Annotated in this window: 15 protein-coding genes and 3 tRNA genes; 9 read left to right on the top strand and 9 right to left on the bottom strand. The window is 44.9% G+C overall.

Going from position 1 to position 18985, the window contains the following annotated elements; genetic code table 11:
• Nucleotides 1-5: 5 nt before the first annotated feature.
• Together H150_RS0107640 and H150_RS0107635 are read left to right on the top strand one after the other, a co-directional pair.
• Nucleotides 6-3341 (top strand): efflux RND transporter permease subunit, encoded by a 3336-nt coding sequence (locus H150_RS0107640; protein WP_019958461.1) that lies wholly within the window; start codon nucleotides 6-8, stop codon nucleotides 3339-3341.
• Nucleotides 3334-4806, top strand: coding sequence for an efflux transporter outer membrane subunit (locus tag H150_RS0107635; RefSeq protein WP_019958460.1), 1473 nt, complete (start codon nucleotides 3334-3336; stop codon nucleotides 4804-4806). The genes H150_RS0107640 and H150_RS0107635 overlap by 8 nt, the downstream gene beginning before the upstream one ends.
• A gap of 72 nt (nucleotides 4807-4878) precedes the next feature.
• On the opposite strand, the gene H150_RS0107630 is transcribed toward H150_RS0107635, so the two are convergent.
• On the bottom strand, nucleotides 4879-5745 hold the full coding sequence (locus H150_RS0107630; protein WP_019958459.1) for a hypothetical protein: 867 nt from the start codon (nucleotides 5743-5745) through the stop codon (nucleotides 4879-4881).
• Nucleotides 5746-5991: 246 nt separating this feature from the next.
• On the opposite strand from H150_RS0107630, the gene H150_RS0107620 reads away from it, so the two are divergent.
• Complete coding sequence (locus H150_RS0107620; protein WP_019958457.1) at nucleotides 5992-6396, top strand: roadblock/LC7 domain-containing protein; 405 nt, start codon at nucleotides 5992-5994, stop codon at nucleotides 6394-6396.
• Nucleotides 6397-6481: 85 nt separating this feature from the next.
• On the opposite strand, the gene H150_RS0107615 is transcribed toward H150_RS0107620, so the two are convergent.
• From H150_RS0107615 to H150_RS0107605, 3 genes are all read right to left on the bottom strand, one after another.
• Nucleotides 6482-6557 (bottom strand) — tRNA-Thr (locus tag H150_RS0107615).
• A 37-nt stretch (nucleotides 6558-6594) separates the two neighbouring features.
• Nucleotides 6595-6670: transfer RNA gene (locus H150_RS0107610), tRNA-Thr, on the bottom strand.
• A 39-nt stretch (nucleotides 6671-6709) separates the two neighbouring features.
• Nucleotides 6710-6785 (bottom strand) — tRNA-Thr (locus tag H150_RS0107605).
• A gap of 161 nt (nucleotides 6786-6946) precedes the next feature.
• Between H150_RS0107605 and H150_RS0107600 the strand changes: the two genes are divergently transcribed.
• Nucleotides 6947-8854 (top strand): aminotransferase class I/II-fold pyridoxal phosphate-dependent enzyme, encoded by a 1908-nt coding sequence (locus tag H150_RS0107600; protein WP_019958456.1) that lies wholly within the window; start codon nucleotides 6947-6949, stop codon nucleotides 8852-8854.
• A 117-nt stretch (nucleotides 8855-8971) separates the two neighbouring features.
• Here H150_RS0107600 and H150_RS0107595 read toward each other — a convergent pair whose 3' ends face one another.
• The 5 genes from H150_RS0107595 to H150_RS0107575 form a co-directional block, all read right to left on the bottom strand.
• Nucleotides 8972-10132, bottom strand: a complete 1161-nt coding sequence (locus tag H150_RS0107595) for an MFS transporter (protein ID WP_019958455.1) — start codon at nucleotides 10130-10132, stop codon at nucleotides 8972-8974.
• Nucleotides 10133-10213: 81 nt separating this feature from the next.
• On the bottom strand, nucleotides 10214-10585 hold the full coding sequence (gene apaG / locus H150_RS0107590) for a Co2+/Mg2+ efflux protein ApaG (RefSeq protein WP_026353565.1): 372 nt from the start codon (nucleotides 10583-10585) through the stop codon (nucleotides 10214-10216).
• Nucleotides 10586-10590: 5 nt separating this feature from the next.
• Nucleotides 10591-11094, bottom strand: coding sequence for a phosphatidylglycerophosphatase A family protein (locus H150_RS0107585; protein ID WP_019958453.1), 504 nt, complete (start codon nucleotides 11092-11094; stop codon nucleotides 10591-10593).
• Complete coding sequence (thiL, locus tag H150_RS0107580) at nucleotides 11078-12031, bottom strand: thiamine-phosphate kinase (RefSeq protein ID WP_019958452.1); 954 nt, start codon at nucleotides 12029-12031, stop codon at nucleotides 11078-11080. Before thiL ends, H150_RS0107585 begins: the two co-directional genes overlap by 17 nt.
• On the bottom strand, nucleotides 12028-12219 hold the full coding sequence (locus H150_RS0107575) for a hypothetical protein (RefSeq protein ID WP_019958451.1): 192 nt from the start codon (nucleotides 12217-12219) through the stop codon (nucleotides 12028-12030). The genes thiL and H150_RS0107575 overlap by 4 nt, the downstream gene beginning before the upstream one ends.
• On the opposite strand from H150_RS0107575, the gene H150_RS0107570 reads away from it, so the two are divergent.
• The 5 genes from H150_RS0107570 (at nucleotide 12218) to phbB (ending at nucleotide 18892) form a co-directional block, all read left to right on the top strand.
• Nucleotides 12218-13078 (top strand): phosphoribosylaminoimidazolesuccinocarboxamide synthase, encoded by an 861-nt coding sequence (locus tag H150_RS0107570; protein WP_019958450.1) that lies wholly within the window; start codon nucleotides 12218-12220, stop codon nucleotides 13076-13078. The two genes, H150_RS0107575 and H150_RS0107570, sit on opposite strands and share 2 nt — an antisense overlap.
• A 91-nt stretch (nucleotides 13079-13169) precedes the next feature.
• Nucleotides 13170-15281 (top strand): AsmA family protein, encoded by a 2112-nt coding sequence (locus tag H150_RS0107565; RefSeq protein ID WP_019958449.1) that lies wholly within the window; start codon nucleotides 13170-13172, stop codon nucleotides 15279-15281.
• The gene (gene mnmC1, locus H150_RS14015) at nucleotides 15278-16510 is read left to right on the top strand and encodes an FAD-dependent 5-carboxymethylaminomethyl-2-thiouridine(34) oxidoreductase MnmC1 (RefSeq protein WP_019958448.1); all 1233 of its coding nucleotides are present in this window, start codon (nucleotides 15278-15280) and stop codon (nucleotides 16508-16510) included. The genes H150_RS0107565 and mnmC1 overlap by 4 nt, the downstream gene beginning before the upstream one ends.
• A 68-nt stretch (nucleotides 16511-16578) precedes the next feature.
• Nucleotides 16579-18117, top strand: coding sequence for a phospholipase D-like domain-containing protein (locus tag H150_RS0107555; protein WP_019958447.1), 1539 nt, complete (start codon nucleotides 16579-16581; stop codon nucleotides 18115-18117).
• A 34-nt stretch (nucleotides 18118-18151) separates the two neighbouring features.
• The gene (gene phbB, locus H150_RS0107550) at nucleotides 18152-18892 is read left to right on the top strand and encodes an acetoacetyl-CoA reductase (protein WP_019958446.1); all 741 of its coding nucleotides are present in this window, start codon (nucleotides 18152-18154) and stop codon (nucleotides 18890-18892) included.
• Nucleotides 18893-18985: the final 93 nt, after the last annotated feature.

Genomic DNA, 18985 nt, shown 5'->3' with positions numbered 1-18985 from the left:
TCAACATGTCTAAGTTTTTTATTGACCGTCCCATTTTTGCATGGGTGGTCTCCATTTTTATTGTGCTAGCAGGTCTATTAGGCATACGCAGCCTGCCTGTGGAACAATACCCTCAAGTCACGCCACCAACCATTCAACTGAGTGTGGCGTATGCGGGTGCCGATGCACAAACTTTGCAAGACTCAGTATTGTCTATCATTGAAAGACAAATGAATGGTCTAGAAGGTATGGACTATATGGAATCCTCAGCCACATCAAATGGCACAGGTTCTTTGACCATCACTTTTAAACCTGGCATCGATGAAGACATTGCCCAAGTCAACGTTCAAAACCGTTTGGCACAAGCAGAATCACGTCTACCCGAAGCGGTCAAACAAGTCGGTGTTACCGTCAGCAAATCAACATCTAACTTCTTGATGTTCTTAATGTTGTATGACGAAAGCGGCAAAACCCCCGTGAGCGACACGCTAGACTATATTGCACGTAACGTACAACCTGAATTGCAACGGATTGAAGGTGTCGGCAACGTACAAGTGTTTGGTTCAGAGCGGGCAATGCGTGTTTGGATTGATCCAGCCAAACTTCAAGGCTTAAATCTGTCGATTAACGAAGTCAATGCTGCGATTCGCTCTCAAAATGCCCAAGTAGCACCAGGCACTTTGGGCGATAAACCATCAGGTAACAACCAAACCATCAGTGCCACCATTACTGTTCCAGGTCAATTGAGCACAGTAGAAGCATTTGAAAACATTGTTTTGCGCGCCAACAGCAATGGTTCTACTGTACGCTTGAAAGATGTCGCGAAAGTCGAGTTGGGTCAACAAGACTACAGTACTGAAGCACGATTGAATGGCAAACCTGCGGCAGGTATTGGTATTCAATTATCCCCTTCAGGCAATGCTGTGGCCACATCTGATGCCATCCGTGCCAAAATGGATGAACTGGCGCCATTCTTCCCAGAAGGTGTGCAATGGAAAGTGCCTTACGACAGCTCTTTATTCGTCGGTATCTCGATTGAAAAAGTGATACATACCTTGATTGAAGCCATGATTTTGGTATTCATCGTGATGTTCATTTTCTTACAAAATATCCGCTATACCTTGATTCCGACTCTTGTTGTGCCGATTGCCTTGCTGGGTGCTTTTGCCATCATGCAATATGCTGGCATGTCTATCAACGTTTTAAGCATGTTTGCAATGGTTTTAGTCATTGGTATTGTGGTCGATGATGCCATTGTTGTGGTCGAAAACGTCGAGCGCATCATGGCAGAAGAGCATTTATCACCATTAGATGCCACCAAAAAAGCCATGGGTCAAATCCAAGGCGCAGTGGTAGGTATTACCGTGGTTTTGGTATCGGTATTCATTCCGATGGCATTTTTCACAGGTATTACAGGTAATATTTACCGTCAATTTTCATTGGTGATGGCAGTTTCAATTGTTTTCTCAGCATTCTTAGCTTTGTCTTTGACACCTGCTTTGTGCGCTACTTTATTAAAACCAGTTGACCCAGACCACCATGTTAAAAAAGGCTTTTTTGGCAAATTTTTCAATTGGTTTAACCAAAAATTTGACATCAATGCCAAGCGTTATGAAGGTTTTGTCGGTAAGTTATTGCGCCGTTCAGGCCGCATGTTGGTGATTTATGCCGCTTTAATTGGCGTATCTTTGTTCGTATTAGCACGCATTCCGACTGGTTTCTTACCCACAGAAGACCAAGGCGTGGCTTTGAGTATCATCCAATTGCCACCAGGTGCTACGACTGATCGAACCATGGAAACAGTCAAGACTTACGAAAACTTCGTCATGAATTTACCCGAAGTTGCTGAAACCGTGACAGTGGCAGGCTTTAGCTTTGCAGGTCAAGGTCAGAATATGGGTATGAGTTTCTTGACTTTAACGGACTGGTCCGAGCGTTCAGCGCCAGGCCAAGATGCCAATTCGATTGCAGGCAAAATCACTGGCACTATGATGCAACAAGTCAAAGACGGTGTGGTGATTGCCTTAACCTTGCCTGCCATTCCAGCTTTAGGCACAGGTAACGGTTTTAGCTTCCGTTTACAAGACCGTGGTAGTCATGGTCATTTGGCATTGGTAGAAGCTCGCAACAAATTGTTGATGGCAGCACGTCAAAGCCCTGTTTTCAATCCTCAGTCGCTTCGTGCTGAAGGCTTAGAAGATGCCCCTCAATTGCGTATCGACATCGACCGTGATGCTGCCAATGCTCAAGGTGTGCCTTTTGCCAACATCAATGCTGCTCTTTCAACAGCAATCGGCTCAACGTATGCCAATGACTTCCCTAACCAAGGTCGTATGCAGCGTGTGGTCGTACAAGCCAAACCTGATTCGCGTATGCAGCCTGAAGATATTTTGGCCATCAGTGTCATCAACAACCAAGGTGTTGCCGTACCTTTGTCTACTTTTGCGACTGCCAACTGGATTTCAGGTGCAATGCAAGTGGTGCAATACAATGGTTATCCTGCGATGAAAATCACAGGTGAACCTGCAGTCGGTTACAGTACTGGTGAAGCCATGGCAGAAATGGAACGTTTGGCTTCAGACTTGGGTACTGGTTTCGGTTATGAATGGACGGGTGCTTCTAAAGAAGAAAAAGCAGCAGGTAATCAAGCCGTGTATTTGTATGCTTTCTCTATCTTGGCCATTTTCTTGTGTTTGGCGGCTTTATACGAAAGTTGGAGCATTCCATTGGCTGTCATTTTGGTCGTGCCTTTGGGTTTATTGGGTACTGTTTTGGGTGTTTGGGGTCGTGGTATGACTTCGGCAGGCTCGATTTACTCTTTCAACAACGACGTGTATTTTCAGGTCGCTTTGATTACCGTCATTGGTCTGTCTGCTAAAAATGCCATTTTGATTATTGAGTTTGCCAAAGACTTACAAGCTCAAGGTAAGAGTGCTGCCCAAGCTGCATTGGCAGCCGCCCATTTGCGTTTCCGCCCTATCTTGATGACATCGTTTGCCTTTATCTTGGGTGTGGTACCTTTGTTCTTTGCTTCAGGTGCCAGCTCAGCGAGCCAACGTGCCATCGGTACAGGCGTATTCTGGGGCATGACCATTGGTACAGTTTTGTCAGTTTTATTTGTACCTGTGTTTTATTTGGTAGTGCGCAGTTTGTTCAAGCAATCTAGCCGCCAACAAGAACGCGACATGGCACATGCCAATGCAGCTGGTGTCGATCAAGAGATGTGTGACCATTATGTCAACAAAGTGGAAGCCTCTTTGAGTGAAGAAGATCGCAATGCCTTGAAACAAGAAATCAAAACCGAGTTGTGGGCAGAATACCGTAAAAACAAAGCAAAAGAAAACGAGGACAAACATGACTAATGGTCGCAAAACCATTGGTGCCAAATTGTCTGGTTTGACAATCACCATCGCTGCTGCGATGGTATTGTCAGCTTGTAGCATGGCACCAAAATACCAACAGCCTGAAGTTTTCTCAGAAGACGCACAGTTCCGTTACAACAATACCAACCATGCCCAAATTCGTGCTTATGATTTGGGTTGGCAAGCGTATTTTACCGACCCTCAGCTCAAGCAATTGATTGGCTTGGCTTTGGAAAACAACAAAGATTTGCGTTTGGCAGCTTTGAACGTCGAATCGGTTGAAAAACAATTTCGCATCCAAAATGCAGAGCGTTTTCCTGGTTTGAATGTCAATGGCAGTAAAAGCCGTTCACGTTCTGCTGCCGATTTGCGCGGTCAAAACAGCGATGCCATCAGCCAACAATACAGTGTCGGCTTAGGCGTTGCTTCATTTGAATTAGACTTATGGGGAAAAATCAAAAGCTTGAGCGATTCGGCTTTGAATCAATATTTCTCTAGTCGTGAAGCGCGTGATGCGGCACAAATCAGCTTGGTAGCCACCGTCGCCAAAGCCTATTATGCTGAACGCTTTGCCAATGAAGCCATGAAAGTATCGCAAGGCGTGATGGAAAGCCGCGAGAAAAGTTTGCGTTTGGCATCTTTGCGTTATCAACATGGCGTGTCGTCTAAAATTGACTTGCGCCAAGCCGAAACTTTGGTTGAATCGGCCAAAGCCGATTACCAAGCACAACTGCGCGCACGAGAACAAGCGCGCAATGCTTTGGTGACTTTGGTCGGCGGCAATTACCCTAGTCAGTTGGCAACAGCCAGCAGCTTGACGCAACAATTTGCTTACGACAGCTTGCCTGCGGGTTTGCCTTCGGAAATGTTGCTTTACCGCCCTGATATTCGCCAAGCAGAATACCAATTGAAATCTGCCAATGCCGATATCGGAGCAGCGCGGGCGGCATTTTTCCCATCCATCAGTCTGACAGGCAATATTGGCTCAGGCAGTACGTCTTTGGATGGTTTGTTCACAGGTCCTAACCGAACTTGGTCATTTATGCCGCAAATCAATTGGCCAATTTTCAATTGGGGTGCAACCAAAGCGGGTTTGGATTTGGTGAAAGTGCGCAAAGAAATCAGCATTGTGAATTATGAAAAAGCCGTACAAGATGCATTTCAAGATGTATCGGATGTTTTGGCAGCCAATACGACTTTGAAAGCGCAATATGCCTCTCAAAGCAAAAGCACTACGGCGGAAGTCGATCGCAACCGCTTGATGCAAATGCGTTACAACCAAGGCATTACCGATTCTTTGGCGTTATTGGATTCGCAACGCCAAAGCTATGCAGCACAAATGAGCTTATTGGCTGTGCAACAACAATGGCTCAACAGCCATGTGGACTTGTATCGCACTTTAGGAGGCGGCCTGAAAGCGTATAGCGATGGCCAAGTTCCAACGATACAAAATACACAACCATAATGTTTTTTGCATGACAAATGCCACCTTTTACAAGGTGGCATTTTTTTGAATTTATGCAATAAAAACGCTGATTTAAGCGTCCTGTAACACCATTTTCGCACCTGCTACCGCCGCCAATTGTCCCAATTGTGCTTGGCTTAACACGCCATAACCCAAGCGTGTCACATTCGCCAAAACCGGCAAATGTGTGTATTTGACCGCTTGCGCAATCGCTTCAATGTCTAAACGGTAAGACTGTTTGGATTGAATGTTCAAAGTGCCAGCCTCGCCCAAAATCAATTGGTGATTGCCATGCATCGCCACACGCTCTGCGGCAACCAGCCATTGCTCCAAAGTGTGGTGTTTGTCTTTACACACCACCACAGGTACATTCAAACGACCTATTTCTTGATGCATCACACGACTTTCTAGCCATTCACCACCCACATAAATCATGTCTGCTTGCGCCGCCAACACATCATCCAATTGACGCAAATCACGTACGCGTACCATCACAGGCTTGTACTGCTGATGCCAAGATGCCACTTGCTCTACCAATTGTCGACTCAATTGCGTTTCAGAAATCGTGGTCTGTGCTTGATAAGGACTGTGAGGGATATAAAATGGGTCTAAATATGCCACAGCACTGTTTTCAGGACGCTTGATGTCCAAATTCAACAACTCTTGCCCCAAAAACACACCAAAACTCACATACACACTGTCATTGGGCTGTGCTTCACGGCTGATGATGCGCCAGTCATGGACAATGCGCACCGCACGCTCTACTTGTGGCAATTGCTCTAACACGCGCGCATCCAAAACACGCTCATCGCCCACCGCTCCAATGATCACACGCTCCGCACCCACAGAAATGTGTTCACGCAAACCAGCCTTATGCAAATATTGAACCACTTGCTCAATGGCTTCAGCAGCAGCTTGTGGCTGCATCACAATAATCATATTTTTTCTCTTAAAACGGGAACCTTTATCATAATACCAACAATCAGTTTTTGGATTAAAGATATGCCAATGAACTGAAAAATCACCATGACAAATAAGATATAGTCTACAATCATAAATCCAAATCAAATCATTAAAAATCTATTGGGCTTAATATCCCATGAAAGATTGTTGAATTCAAACCAGTGACAGTCGTCCACCCAACCGTTACATCTCAGGCAACAACCTCTCTACAAAGGAGTTCTTATGAGTTTGAATCAAATCTGCCAAGATATTTATAACGAAGTTCAGGGCACTATTGCCATGGCTGTTGTAGATTTGTCTACAGGCTTGCCATTATCGGTATACCACCAAGTGCCACATTTTGACCAAAGTTATTTGGATGCCGTATCTTCTGCTGCGGTAGACATGTTTCGAGGTAAAACCGTCAAAACCGTTGAAGCCATGTTAAGCGATCAGCGCAAAAAGCCTGCCAACAATGCCATTAAAGAAATCCAAATGACAACGGATGGTACGTTCCATTTCATGGCTATTTTACCTGACAAACCCGATATTCTAGCCATTCTCATCACCACCCAACGCACCAGCTTGGGCATGGGTTGGACAGCATTGCGTCGTGCCATTCCCAATCTCACCGAATTGGCTCCCTAAACGACAGTTTGATTTTTGAACCATGGCGCCATTAAACCCACTCATGTAAAAAGCCCCAATCTTTTGATTGGGGCTTTTTATTATTTGGTGCCGGCACCAAGAGTCGAACTCGGGACCTTTTGATTACAAGTCAACTGCTCTACCAACTGAGCTATACCGGCGTCACTACTGATTTATACCCTGAGTAGTATGGGTTTTTGGTGCCGGCACCAAGAGTCGAACTCGGGACCTTTTGATTACAAGTCAACTGCTCTACCAACTGAGCTATACCGGCGTTACTACTGATTTATACCCTAAGTAGCATGGGTTCTTTTGGTGCCGGCACCAAGAGTCGAACTCGGGACCTTTTGATTACAAGTCAACTGCTCTACCAACTGAGCTATACCGGCAAAAGAGGGTTGAATTATGCAGAATTATTCACACTTTGACAAGCATTGAAACACTTTATTATCGCAACTTTTTTTCAATTTAGTGATTTTAAAAAGAATTTAATTCTCACTTATCTGCTTAAAATAAGGCAAAATGAAGCATCGCTTACAAGGAGTGTCACATGAGTGCATTGTGCAGTGTCGCGGTATTGAGTAAAAATGGACAAAGCCATATTGCCAATCAAATGCAATTGGCCGAACCGATGATGGTGGTGTTTGACAATTATGCCATCACAGAGTGGGAAACCGCCTTGGTCGACCCACGTTTACAAGCTTTGATTTTAGATGCCAACAGCTTGACTTTGGCACAATTACAAAGCTTACAGGACGCTTATTTATCTGAAAATTGGCGCAGCGAGTTGTCCGTATTCTTATGGGACTACCAACAAAAGAAAAACGAACGCTTTCATTTGTGGCCTGTATTGACTTACGCCAAAAATGCCACCGATTTGCTGCTTGCCCAAGTATGCTCGCATTTACAAGCCAAAGCGGCCACACCATTTTTCTCTGCACTGAAATCTTATTTATCCAAACACGCCGACTCATGGCATACCCCCGGTCACTCCAATGGCGATTCTTTACGCCAATCGGCTTGGGGCAGCGATTTTTACCATTTTGTCGGACAATCGATGTGGCAAGCGGATTTGTCAGTTTCGGTTTTGGCATTGGATTCTTTATTGCATCCTGAAGGCGTAATACAAGAAGCGCAAGATTTGGCAGCACAAGCATTTGGTGCCCAACACACTTATTTTGCCACCAATGGCTCATCTACTGCCAACAAAGTGATTTTACAAAGCTTGCTCACACCGGGTAACGTGTTGCTACTCGATCGCAATTGTCACAAATCTGTGCACCATGGCGTGATTTTATCAGGTGCCAAACCGGTCTATTTAGACAGTGCCATCAACAATGCCTTGGGATTGTTTGCTCCAGTGCCATTGCAATCGATTTTACAAGCCATCCAAACACATCCCAATGCCAAAGCTTTGATTTTGACCAGCTCAACTTACGATGGCTTGTGTTACGACTTACAACCCATCATACAGGCCGCTCATGCACGCGGTATCAAAGTCATCATCGATGAAGCTTGGTATGGCTTTGCCCGTTTCCACCCTACTTTTAGACCAACGGCTTTGGAATGTGGTGCCGATTATGTGACCCAATCGACCCATAAAACCATGTCTGCTTTTTCGCAAGCGAGTATGGTACATGTCAATGACCCTGATTTTGACCCACATTTGCTGCGTGAAACCTTCAATATGCACGCCTCAACCAGCCCGCAATACAGCATTTTGGCCAGCCTCGACGTCGCTCGTCAGCAAATGGTGATGGAAGGCTACGGCCTATTATCGCGCGCTTTGCAATTGGTGCAAGTTTTGCACGAACGCATCAATCAAACAGGCGTTTTTCGGGTCTTGCAATTGGAAGATTTGTTGCCTGAATCTTTAACCCAAGACGGCATTCGTCTAGACCCCACCAAAATCACCATTGACACCCGCTTAAGTGGTTACAGTGGCGACCACATACAAGACATTTTGTTTGAGCGTTTTCACATTCAAGTGGAAAAATCCACGTTTGCCACCATCAGTTTATTGGTCACTATCGGCACCACTGCTGAAAAAACCATGCGCCTGATTCATGCTTTGAATACATTGGCACAAGAAGCTCCTAAAAAGAAAAAACTCAAAAAGAAATGGCAAAAATGGGATTTACAAGTGCCGCATTTTTCACAATTGGCATGTTTGCCACGCGATGCGTTTTATTGTGATGGTGAGCGACTCCCCTTAATCAAAGACAAAAAAGCCCACCAACAATTGATAGGCAAAGTCTGTTGCGATCAAATCGTACCTTATCCACCGGGCATTCCCGTGTTGGTGCCAGGACAAATCATTACCGCTGAAATCGTCAAATACTTGGCCAATATTTTAAGCCAAGACAAACCGATTGAAACCCATGGTTTGATTGGTCATGGCAAACATGCGCACATTCGTGTGTTGACCGAAGCAGAACAGCTGGCACTACAAACCTAGTTTCATCTTGTCAATAAATTAAAAGCGTCCTGTAAATATTTACAGGACGCTTTATACTCTTCATTGCGGCTAAACAATCAATAAACCATGAGTCAATTGAATACAGCGCTTACAACATCATACCTCTTGTAAAGCAATCGCTTTGCTTTGCGGCAAACGGCTGCACCACAAAAAGCCCAACGTCAACGCCACCAAGCCATATAACAAACCATTGCTGCCCACAGCACCCATCAACGCATTGCTAAGCAATGGTCCTGCCAAACTGCCTATGCCCCACACGATACCAATAGCGGCATTGGCAGCAATTAAATCCTGTCCTTGAAAATGACCGCCCACACGAATCAAGCCCAAAGTATACAAACCGCCAGCACTCGCACCCATAATGACCAACATCACCCACAACAACCCACTGCCCATCACCCAAGGCAAACACAATAAGCTCACGACAAATACTGCGGCGCTGCCCACATGAACCCGTGCAGCACCCAATTTGTCTGCTAGCCATCCCAACGGCATTTGAAACACCGCATCGCCAATAAACAACACACTCACAGCCAAAACAGCGATTTGCTCACTCAAGCCATATTGCAAGCCATATAGCGGCAGCAAAGCCAACATCGCCGTATCAAAAAAGGCAAACGTAAAAATAGCTAAAATAATCGCAGGCACATACGCAATGACTTTCCATGGCGACAAACTGTGATGAGAATCGGTATCCAAATTCATATCACATTTGGACGGTAACAACAAAGCAAAACCCAGTGCATTGAGCGCAAACGCAATCCAAATAGGCCAAACAGCATTTGAGCCAAACCATGCTAAGATGCTGGGTCCTGCCACTTGGCAAATGGTATACATCGTGGCATAAGCAGCGACCACACGGCCACGCCATCTTGGCGTGGAAATCACATTCACCCACGTCTCACCCAAAACCACCAACAAGCCACAACCAAAACCCATCACAAAGCGCCATGCCAATAACCATGTTAATGAATCGGTAAAACCCAAAGCCAAAATACTGATGGCACTCATGCCTGAGGCACAAAGCAATAAGATTTTGTTAGACACTTTTTTCGCCAAGCGGTGGCTGATTAAAGATGCCAACAACATGCCAATAGCTGGCATCGCCGCAGCAATACCAAGCCAATCAGAGGCCAAGCCTTTTTGATTCAATAACAAAGTCACAAGGGGAATGGTCAAGCCAGTGCTCAAACCAACAATGGACACGCTGGCAAACAATGCCACCATGTCCAAACTGAGCCAAGATTTTTTCAACACAATGAATAGCCGTCAAGTAAACAGTCTTCATTGTCTCACATTGAGTAGATTATTTCAAAATTAACAATAAAAAATAAACAGTTATTGCAAAGTCACATTGGCACTCAAAGTAAAGCGTGGAATCGGCACTTGAAACCGCTCACCGCTGGCAGTTTCAAATTCATAATGTCCAATCATTTCACCCCAAGGCGTGTGCAAACGGGCGCTGCTGGTGTAATCAAATTCGTCGTCTGGCGCCAAAGTCGGTGTTTCACCAACCACACCTTCTCCTTCTATTTCATCGATACGACCCATGGCATCGGTAATGCGCCAAAAACGGCGTTTTAGCGTCACCGTTTCATAGCCTCGATTTTCAATCACAATATGGTATGCAAACACGTATTCATCGTGCACCATGTCACTGTATTCTGGCAAAAAACGTGGTTCCACCACCACCATAATTTCGCTCACCATGTGTTTCATCCTAATATCCACCGTATGATTGCCAAAACCACCAAAGCAAAGCCAGCTGCAATCACATCATCTAACATGATGCCAAACCCACCATGCACTTTGGCATCAAAAAATCGAATGGGCCAAGGCTTGACTGCATCAAAAAAACGAAATAAGGCAAATGCCAAGACCCACCACCAAAAACCTGTGGGTGTCCATGCTAAAACCAACATCATGGCCACAATTTCATCCCAAACAATGCCACCATAATCTTGGGTACCGAGGGCTTTTTCGGTGTAATCACAAATGCCAATACCGACAAAAAACAACAACACCGATAAAATGGTTAAACCCCATGGTCCTAAGCCCAAGACCAATAACAACGCTGCAATAGGTAGAGCAGGCAAGGTACCAAATGTTCCCGGTGCCACAGGCGCCAAGCCTGAGCCAAAACCAAAACCTAAAAAACAAATGGGTTTTTCTAATAACCATGCCAAAGTGGGTTTGATTGGATTATTCAAAATGATCAAACCCCCATTGTTCTAATGTCACTGCTTCACCGTCTGAGTCTAACAACATCAAATCAGTCTGCTCAGTAATGACACCTACCAAAGAAACCGCTGTTTGTGTGGTTTGAGCGGCCTGTAAAATCGCTTGGCGTTGATGCTTCGGTGCAGTAAACACCAATTCATAATCATCTCCACCGGCACACACCCAATGTTGCCATTGTTCGTGGTGTTTTAATGCAGGCAAAGTTGGCAAAGCATCGACATTGATAACGGCTCCGACACCAGAAGCTTTCAAAATGTGCGCCAAATCTTGCGCAAAGCCATCAGAAACATCTTGTGCCGCATGCGCCAAAGACACTAGGTGTTGTCCCAAAGCCACGCGCGGACGCGGACGCAAACGAGCCGCTTCACATTCAGCAAACACATCCATATCCAATTGCACCTCTTGCCAATGATCAAACAAAGCCGCGCAAGCCAACCCTAAGCGTCCTGTAACCCAAATATCATCACCTACTTGCGCCGCATCACGACGCAAGCCCAAGCCTTGAGGCGTTTGTCCCATAATGGTGACATTGAATGCCCACGGCCCTTGCGTGGTATCACCGCCAATGATATTCACACCATATTCGTCTGCCAAAGCAAACAAACTGTCGCAAAAATCTTGCACCCAATCTTCTTGCAATTGCGGCACTGCAACGCTCAGCAAAGCCCATTTAGGCGTTGCGCCCATGGCAGCCATGTCAGACAAATTCACCGCCAAAACTTTGTACGCCAAATCCGCTGCACTGACATCGGTAAAAAAGTGGCGACCGCCAATTAACATGTCACTGCTGATATGAATATCATGGCTCGTATCAGGGCGAATAATGGCGGCATCATCACCAATTCCCAACACCAACTGCCCATCTTGACTTTGACGGTTCACCAAATACTGCTTAATAAAATCAAATTCTTTCATTTGCCACCTAAAATTCTTGCTAACAAACCTGCCACAAAAACAGGAAAGTGCTTGTTTTTAAAAGTATTATATGCCATATAAATGTCAGCTTTGGTAAACATTGTACTGCATTCCCACGCTAAACCTGCAAAAAGGGCTATAATCTCGGCTCCTTTTTGTATGACAAAGCTTGGTAAAGAGACCACCATGAGCGCCATTGACTTAGAAAAAATTTATTCCGGTAAGGTTCGTGACTTATATGCTATCGACGATCAACGTATGTTGATGGTCGCTACAGACCGTTTATCGGCTTTTGATGTGATTTTAGATGACCCAATTCCAACCAAAGGTGAAATTTTGACCCAAATTTCTAATTTTTGGTTTGATTACTTAAAAGACATCATGCCTAACCAATTCATCGGACAAACTGTATACGACGTTTTGCCTGAAGAACAAGCTCGTGTATTGGATAAGCGTGCTGTGGTGGTCAAAAAATTGACCCCTATCAAAATCGAAGCAATTGTACGCGGTTATTTGACAGGCAGCGGCTGGAAAGATTACCAACAAACAGGCAAATTGTGCGGCATCGATTTGCCAGCAGGCTTGCAACAAGCGCAACAATTGCCAGAAGTGGTGTTCACCCCTTCTACCAAAGCGGCGGTAGGCGAACATGACGAAAACATTTCGTTTGACGAAGCTGCACAAATCATTGGTGCAGATTTGGCCAATGAAGTGAAAGAAAAAGCGATTGCCTTGTACAAAAAAGCCGCTGATTATGCAGCCACTCGCGGCATCATCATTTGCGATACCAAATTTGAGTTTGGTACTGATGAAAACGGTACGTTGGTCTTGATGGATGAGGTTTTGACGCCTGATTCTAGCCGTTTTTGGCCAGCAGATGAATATGCAGTTGGCACCAATCCTCCTTCTTTTGACAAACAATTTGTACGCGACTGGTTGGAAGCATCGGGTTGGAACAAACAAGCACCCGCACCACAAGTGCCTGCTGATGTGATTGCCAAAACGGTTGCCAAATACGAAGAAGCTTTGCACTTGTTAACCAAGTAAGCCTTTCGCAGCTCGCATGATTAAGAAGTTACACTCGGGTAAATTTTGGCTCCAATTGGTTTTTTGGTGTAGCCTTGCATGGGTTATTATTATGTCCATCGGTTATGCTATTTCCATTTGGGGCCTCAGCGATGAGCGTATTCGTACCTCTTTGCAAAAAGCCATGCCAACTGGACGTACTGTCCACATTGGCAGCATCAGCAACAAAGGTTGGTTGCCTTACCCGAGCGTGACTTTAAACAACATCAACATTACCTATCCTGATTCTCACAACACGCAACTACACATCAAGCAATTAGATATCCATTTGGCGTGGCGCAGTCTGCTCGGTCACCCTCATATCCAAAGCTTTCATGTATTGCAACCCCAACTGACTTTAACCAGACTGCCTAACAACAGCTGGGACATGGATGATTTTTATCAATCGCCTCAAAGTGCACAAATTTTCAATGATTTGAATATTGTAGATGGCATCTTAAAAGTACAAGAAACAGAACATCAATACCATTTACACAACATCAATGCTTCGGTGCAAGATTGGCAGAACACCAACAGCCAGCTGCATTTAGGGTTTAATTGGAACAGTAACTTGCTCGGAAAACAGCATGTGAATTTGCAAGGACAGTTGCAAAAAACCGCCACAGGTTTCAAAAGCAACAATGTGCGCATTCAATTAGACAACCAATTGCCCCACATTGGAGCAGTGACATGGCTGGCCACAGGTCAGTTTGAACACAAGTGGTTAGAGCACCGCAATGAGTTCCAAAACATCCAAATCAAAGGTCAAGATGCCAACAATACTTTCACGGCACAATTGAGCATACCACAAGCCTATTGGCAAAAAATTTGGTATGTCAATCAGACCAACGGCGTATTACAATGGCAACAAAGTCACAATACCTTGGCCACTGCGACCATCAAACTCAACCCCACGGAGTTGAGCAGCCGTCACTTTAAAAACGATGGCAGTAGCATCGACATTTTGCTCAAGCATGCAGAAGACACTTTTTCTATCAAAGCAGCGGGGCACATAAGTGCGCACAACAGCGGCGCATTTAGTCTAGACAATTGGCATATCAGCAGTCGCCAATCCGATGCCAATTTGACCAATAGTGGTTTGTTCCGCACAGAAGGCCTGCTCAATGTTTCAGGCAATATCCATGATCAATGGCAATTGCAATGGAAAGGTCAAATGGACAATGATGCAGTGCAAATTGATTTGCTTGGAGAGTCACCTGAAAAATGGCAATTAAATGTACTTGCCCAACAATTGGAATTAGATCGTTACCAAGATTGGTTCGATACCCGCTCTGATTTTAATTTAATAGACAATCCAAGCAAAAGCCTCCAAAAAATGGAGCAGCAAGTACAACAATGGGTACAAACTTGGGCAAACTTACCCGAGCAATGGCAGCTTAATGGCAACCTAGACATTGCCAATTTGCGCAGCAACCAAATGCAATTAAGCAATGTTACCGCCAAACTGGCTTTGAATCGAGATTTATTGTCCCTCACCCAAGTACAAGCTAATGCTTATGGTGGTCACTTAAATGCGTCTTTACTGATTCCACGTGATGTCAAAACACCTAATCAATTGCAAATGGATGTGCAACAAATGCAAATCCAACCATGGTTGCAACATTGGCGCGATTATTCTCGTTTAAGCGGCACAGGCAATTTAAGCGTCAATCTGCAAACCAGCGGGGCACATTGGGATGACATACAAAGCCAGCTCAATGGTGATTTACGCTTTGATATCAAAGATGGTATGTTTCAAGGCATCGCATTGGACAATTTTTTACAGGTCGATGGCAATCCAAACATGCAATTGACTTTAGACGATCAAGCGCACACCACATTTGACGTATTCAAATCTCAAAGCTTGATTGCCGACGGCGTGTTTTATACCAAAACGGTGGATTTAAATCTACCTATGGGTTTGCAGCTACAAGGTAGCGGCAAATACCATTTGCCTAATAATAAATTGGATTACCAGCTCAAACTAGGTCAAGATGTATTGGGCAGCAAATTACCAGTGCGCATCAGCGGACCAATTCAACAGCCTAATTTTGCTTTGGACTATCAAGGTTTGACTCAAGGCTTGACCAACTCCACAGACAAATCCAATGCAGTGCGCAATGCACTACGCAAGCAATGGCAATTGTGGCAAATGCCGGAATTCAAGCTCCCTGAAAAACCATGAGCCGTCCTGTCATCAAAACATGGCTCACGCCACCACCTGCGAACCCCGTTAAACATGTCATCATTATTGGCGCAGGCATTGCAGGTGCAAGTACGGCATATGCTTTGGCAAAACGTGGCATTGAGGTCACGGTATTAGATGCAGCCGAAGCCGCCAGCGGTGCTTCGGGCAACCATCAAGGCTTACTGTATGCCAAAATCACTGCAGCTGATACGGCTCAAAATCAATTGTTGCGTTTGGCTTTCCCCTTTGCCTTGTCACACTTACAGCATCATTTTCCTGATAAAGCTTTTTGGGATGATTGTGGTTTATTCCAATGGGCTTTCGATGACAAAGAATATCAGCACCAGCAAAAATTGCTGCAAAGCCATTACATCGCCATAGAGAATTGGCAAAACTGTACCGCTCAGCGCTCATCTATATGGCAAGAGCAACAAGGCTTGTGGTGGCCACAGGGCGCTTGGGTCAGCCCGCCTTTGTGGGTGCAAGCCTTATTACAACACCCCAATATTCATGTTCACACCCATCAAAAAGTCCATCATTTTGATTGGCAACACCCGCAATGGCAAGTGCATACAAACAACGACTGTTTTCAAGCCTCCCATTTAATCATTTGCTCTGGCAACCACAGCGATGTCTTTACCCAAACCCAATGTTTAAACTTACGCCGCATTCGTGGGCAAGTGGCTTATGCAGACAGCCACGCGGCTATTCACATTCCTCACGCCATCACAGGCCAACATTATTTGACCCCTGCTTTTCAAAATCGCCATACTTTTGGTGCCAGTTTTGTCTTCAATGACGAAGATATTCAGTTTCGTGTGGCAGAACACCAACACAATTTGAATGGTTTGCAACAATTGTCACCGCAGCTAGCCGATGTTTGTGCAACGCAACAAATACAAGGGCGCGCTTCAATTAGAGCAGACAGCATAGACCATTTACCCATTTTGGGTCCGCTAGGCGATGCCAGAGCCATGCAACACACTTATGCAAAACTTTCTCAAGATAAGCACTACTTGATTGAAGCAAAATGCCCATATTATCCCAATTTATGGATAAATACTGCTCACGGTACCCGTGGCATGGTGACTGCTCCTATCTGTGCGGAAAGCTTGGCTCGACGTTTGTGTCAAGAAACCGATATTTTACCTCAGCCTTTACAGGACGCTTTACACCCTAATCGTTTGCCCATCCGCCAACTGATTTACGGTCAATCCGCATTTTAAAGCTCTTTCAGCTTTACAAACGGCAAGGTATGATGAAATTTCATTGATTACGCCAGATTGATTGATTCATGCCAAGTACGCATCTCCATGTACAAAACACTGTTGCTCAGCAAATAACCGATGCCGATACCATCAATAGACGCATCGAGCAGGTGTTTTTACGATCCTCTAGTGCGGCTTTGGCATACGATAATGACATTACTTGCTTATTAGACAGTCGTGAAAATTTTCCCGCATGGATAGAAGCTTTACAACAAGCCAAGCACAGCATTTGCATTGAAATGTACATTTTTGCTACCGATATTTTCGGTCAACAAGTACGAGATGTGTTGTTAGAACGCTTGCAAGCTGGTGTACAAGTGTTTTTGATTTACGACTGGGTAGGCAGCATCGGCGCACATTACAAAGGCTTTTTCAAATCATTGATTCAAGCTGGCGCACACATTCATGCTTACAATCCATTAAGCCTAGGTACTGGCATCACTTTATTAAGCCGCAACCACCGCAAATCCTTCATCATCGACCATCACACCGCTTTTGTCAGTGGTTTGTGTATTTCAAATCAATGGAATGGCAACCCTCAAACCAACATCAATGCATGGCGTGATACGGGTTTAAAATTACAAGGTGCGATTGTCCAAGATGTTTTGAACGCTTTTTTAGACACGTGGCAAGCCATGGGTTTACAGCAGCCATCAATCTTGCTGACGCCAGCGACTCATATTGACATCCCTACTTCTCACGCCAGCGCCCATAATCTGTTTTCGCATGCGAACGCCCGCTTGATTGCCACCACAGGTACCAATGCCAATATGATGCGTTTGGACTTATTGGCAGTAAGTATGGCAGAAAAAACGTTGTGGATTACCGATGCGTATTTCATGCCCACACGCATGTACAGTCAAGCCTTAATCAATGCCGCTCGTGATGGCGTGGATGTGCGTATTTTGGTGCCGAGCACTTCTGACATCAAATGGATTGGGACAGTATCACGCACACAATATCGAGCTTTACTCGAAGCAGGCGCACGCGTGTTTGAATGGAATGGCTCTATGGTTCATGCCAAAATGGCGATTGTAGACGACATGTGGGCACGCGTTGGTTCCACCAATTTGAATTTTTCCAGTTGGTTTTCCAACCGTGAATTGGATGTCGCCATTGAAAATGCTGCGACCATTGAATATTTAAAACATTGTTTTATTCAAGATTTAGAAAACAGTACAGAAGTCGTATTAAACGAACAATGCCAAGCGCGCTTGGCCAAAGAAAGGCAAAAAACCAAATATAACTATAACCATTTGAAAGATCCATTTAACCACTCACACCGCCAAAAAGCATTGCATCAAATGGCGCAATTCGGTAGCTCGTTGGACTCTGTCATCCGTGGTTCGCGCGAAGTGGATGACAATGAAGCTTGGGCTTATTTAAGCATTGGTCTAACTTTACTGCTGCTGTGTGTGTTGCTTTATTTTGTACCTCAGATTTTGATTTACCCCGTAATCTTTTTACTGCTCATTGGTGGTGGTTCCATCACCATTCATGCAGTCAATGGATTGCGTCACTTGCGCCGTCAATCGAAGGCGCAAAATCACAAGCAGTCTGATTAGCAATTCATATTTAACAATAAGAGGAGTGACACAAATGACAGACAAAATCGCATTGGTAACAGGTGGTATGGGTGGTATCGGACAAGCAATTTGTACGCAATTGGGCAAGGCTGGCTATACTGTGGTCAGCACTTTCATGCGTACAGGACGCGATGAGGCGTGGTTAGAGCAAATGCAAGAGCAAGGCATCAAAGCCAAAGCATATCAATGCGACGTGTGTGATTTTGAACAAGCGCAACAATTGGTTGCCAATATCAAACAAGATTTGGGTGCCTCGGTGAGCATTTTGGTAAACAATGCGGGCATTACCAAAGACGGCACTTTGCGCAAAATGACTTACGAACAATGGCAAGACGTGATCAATACCAATTTGAATTCGGTATTTAATTTATCCAAAGCCGTTGTCGATGATATGACCAATGCTGGATTTGGTCGCATTATCAACATTTCGTCTATCAATGGTCAAAAAGGTCAGTTTGGTCAAACCAATTATTCTGCTGCCAAAGCAGGCATGCACGGTTTTAGCATGGCTTTGGCGCAAGAAGTGGCGAAAAAAGGCGTGACGGTGAACACCATTTCACCAGGCTATATTGCCACGGAGATGGTGATGGCAGTCGATGAAAACATCCGCAACCAAATCATCGCGCAAATTCCGGTAGGTCGCTTGGGCAAACCTGAGGAAATTGCCAGTTTGGTAGACTATTTGGCCAGCGAAGCAGCAGGCTTCATTACCGGCAGCAATATTGCCATCAATGGCGGCCAACACATGAAATAAGCGTCCTGTAAGTTAAAAAAAGCGGCTTTACAGGCCGCTTTTTGCATTTGGCTGCCATCGTTAGCAAGACAACCGTTATAATAGCGGCTATTT

It is taken from the genome of Vitreoscilla stercoraria DSM 513, from assembly GCF_000382305.1.
GTDB classification, from domain to species: Bacteria; Pseudomonadota; Gammaproteobacteria; order Burkholderiales; family Neisseriaceae; genus Vitreoscilla; species Vitreoscilla stercoraria.
Note: the sequence above shows the minus strand (reverse complement) of the source record. Positions and strands in the feature narration are given on the sequence as shown.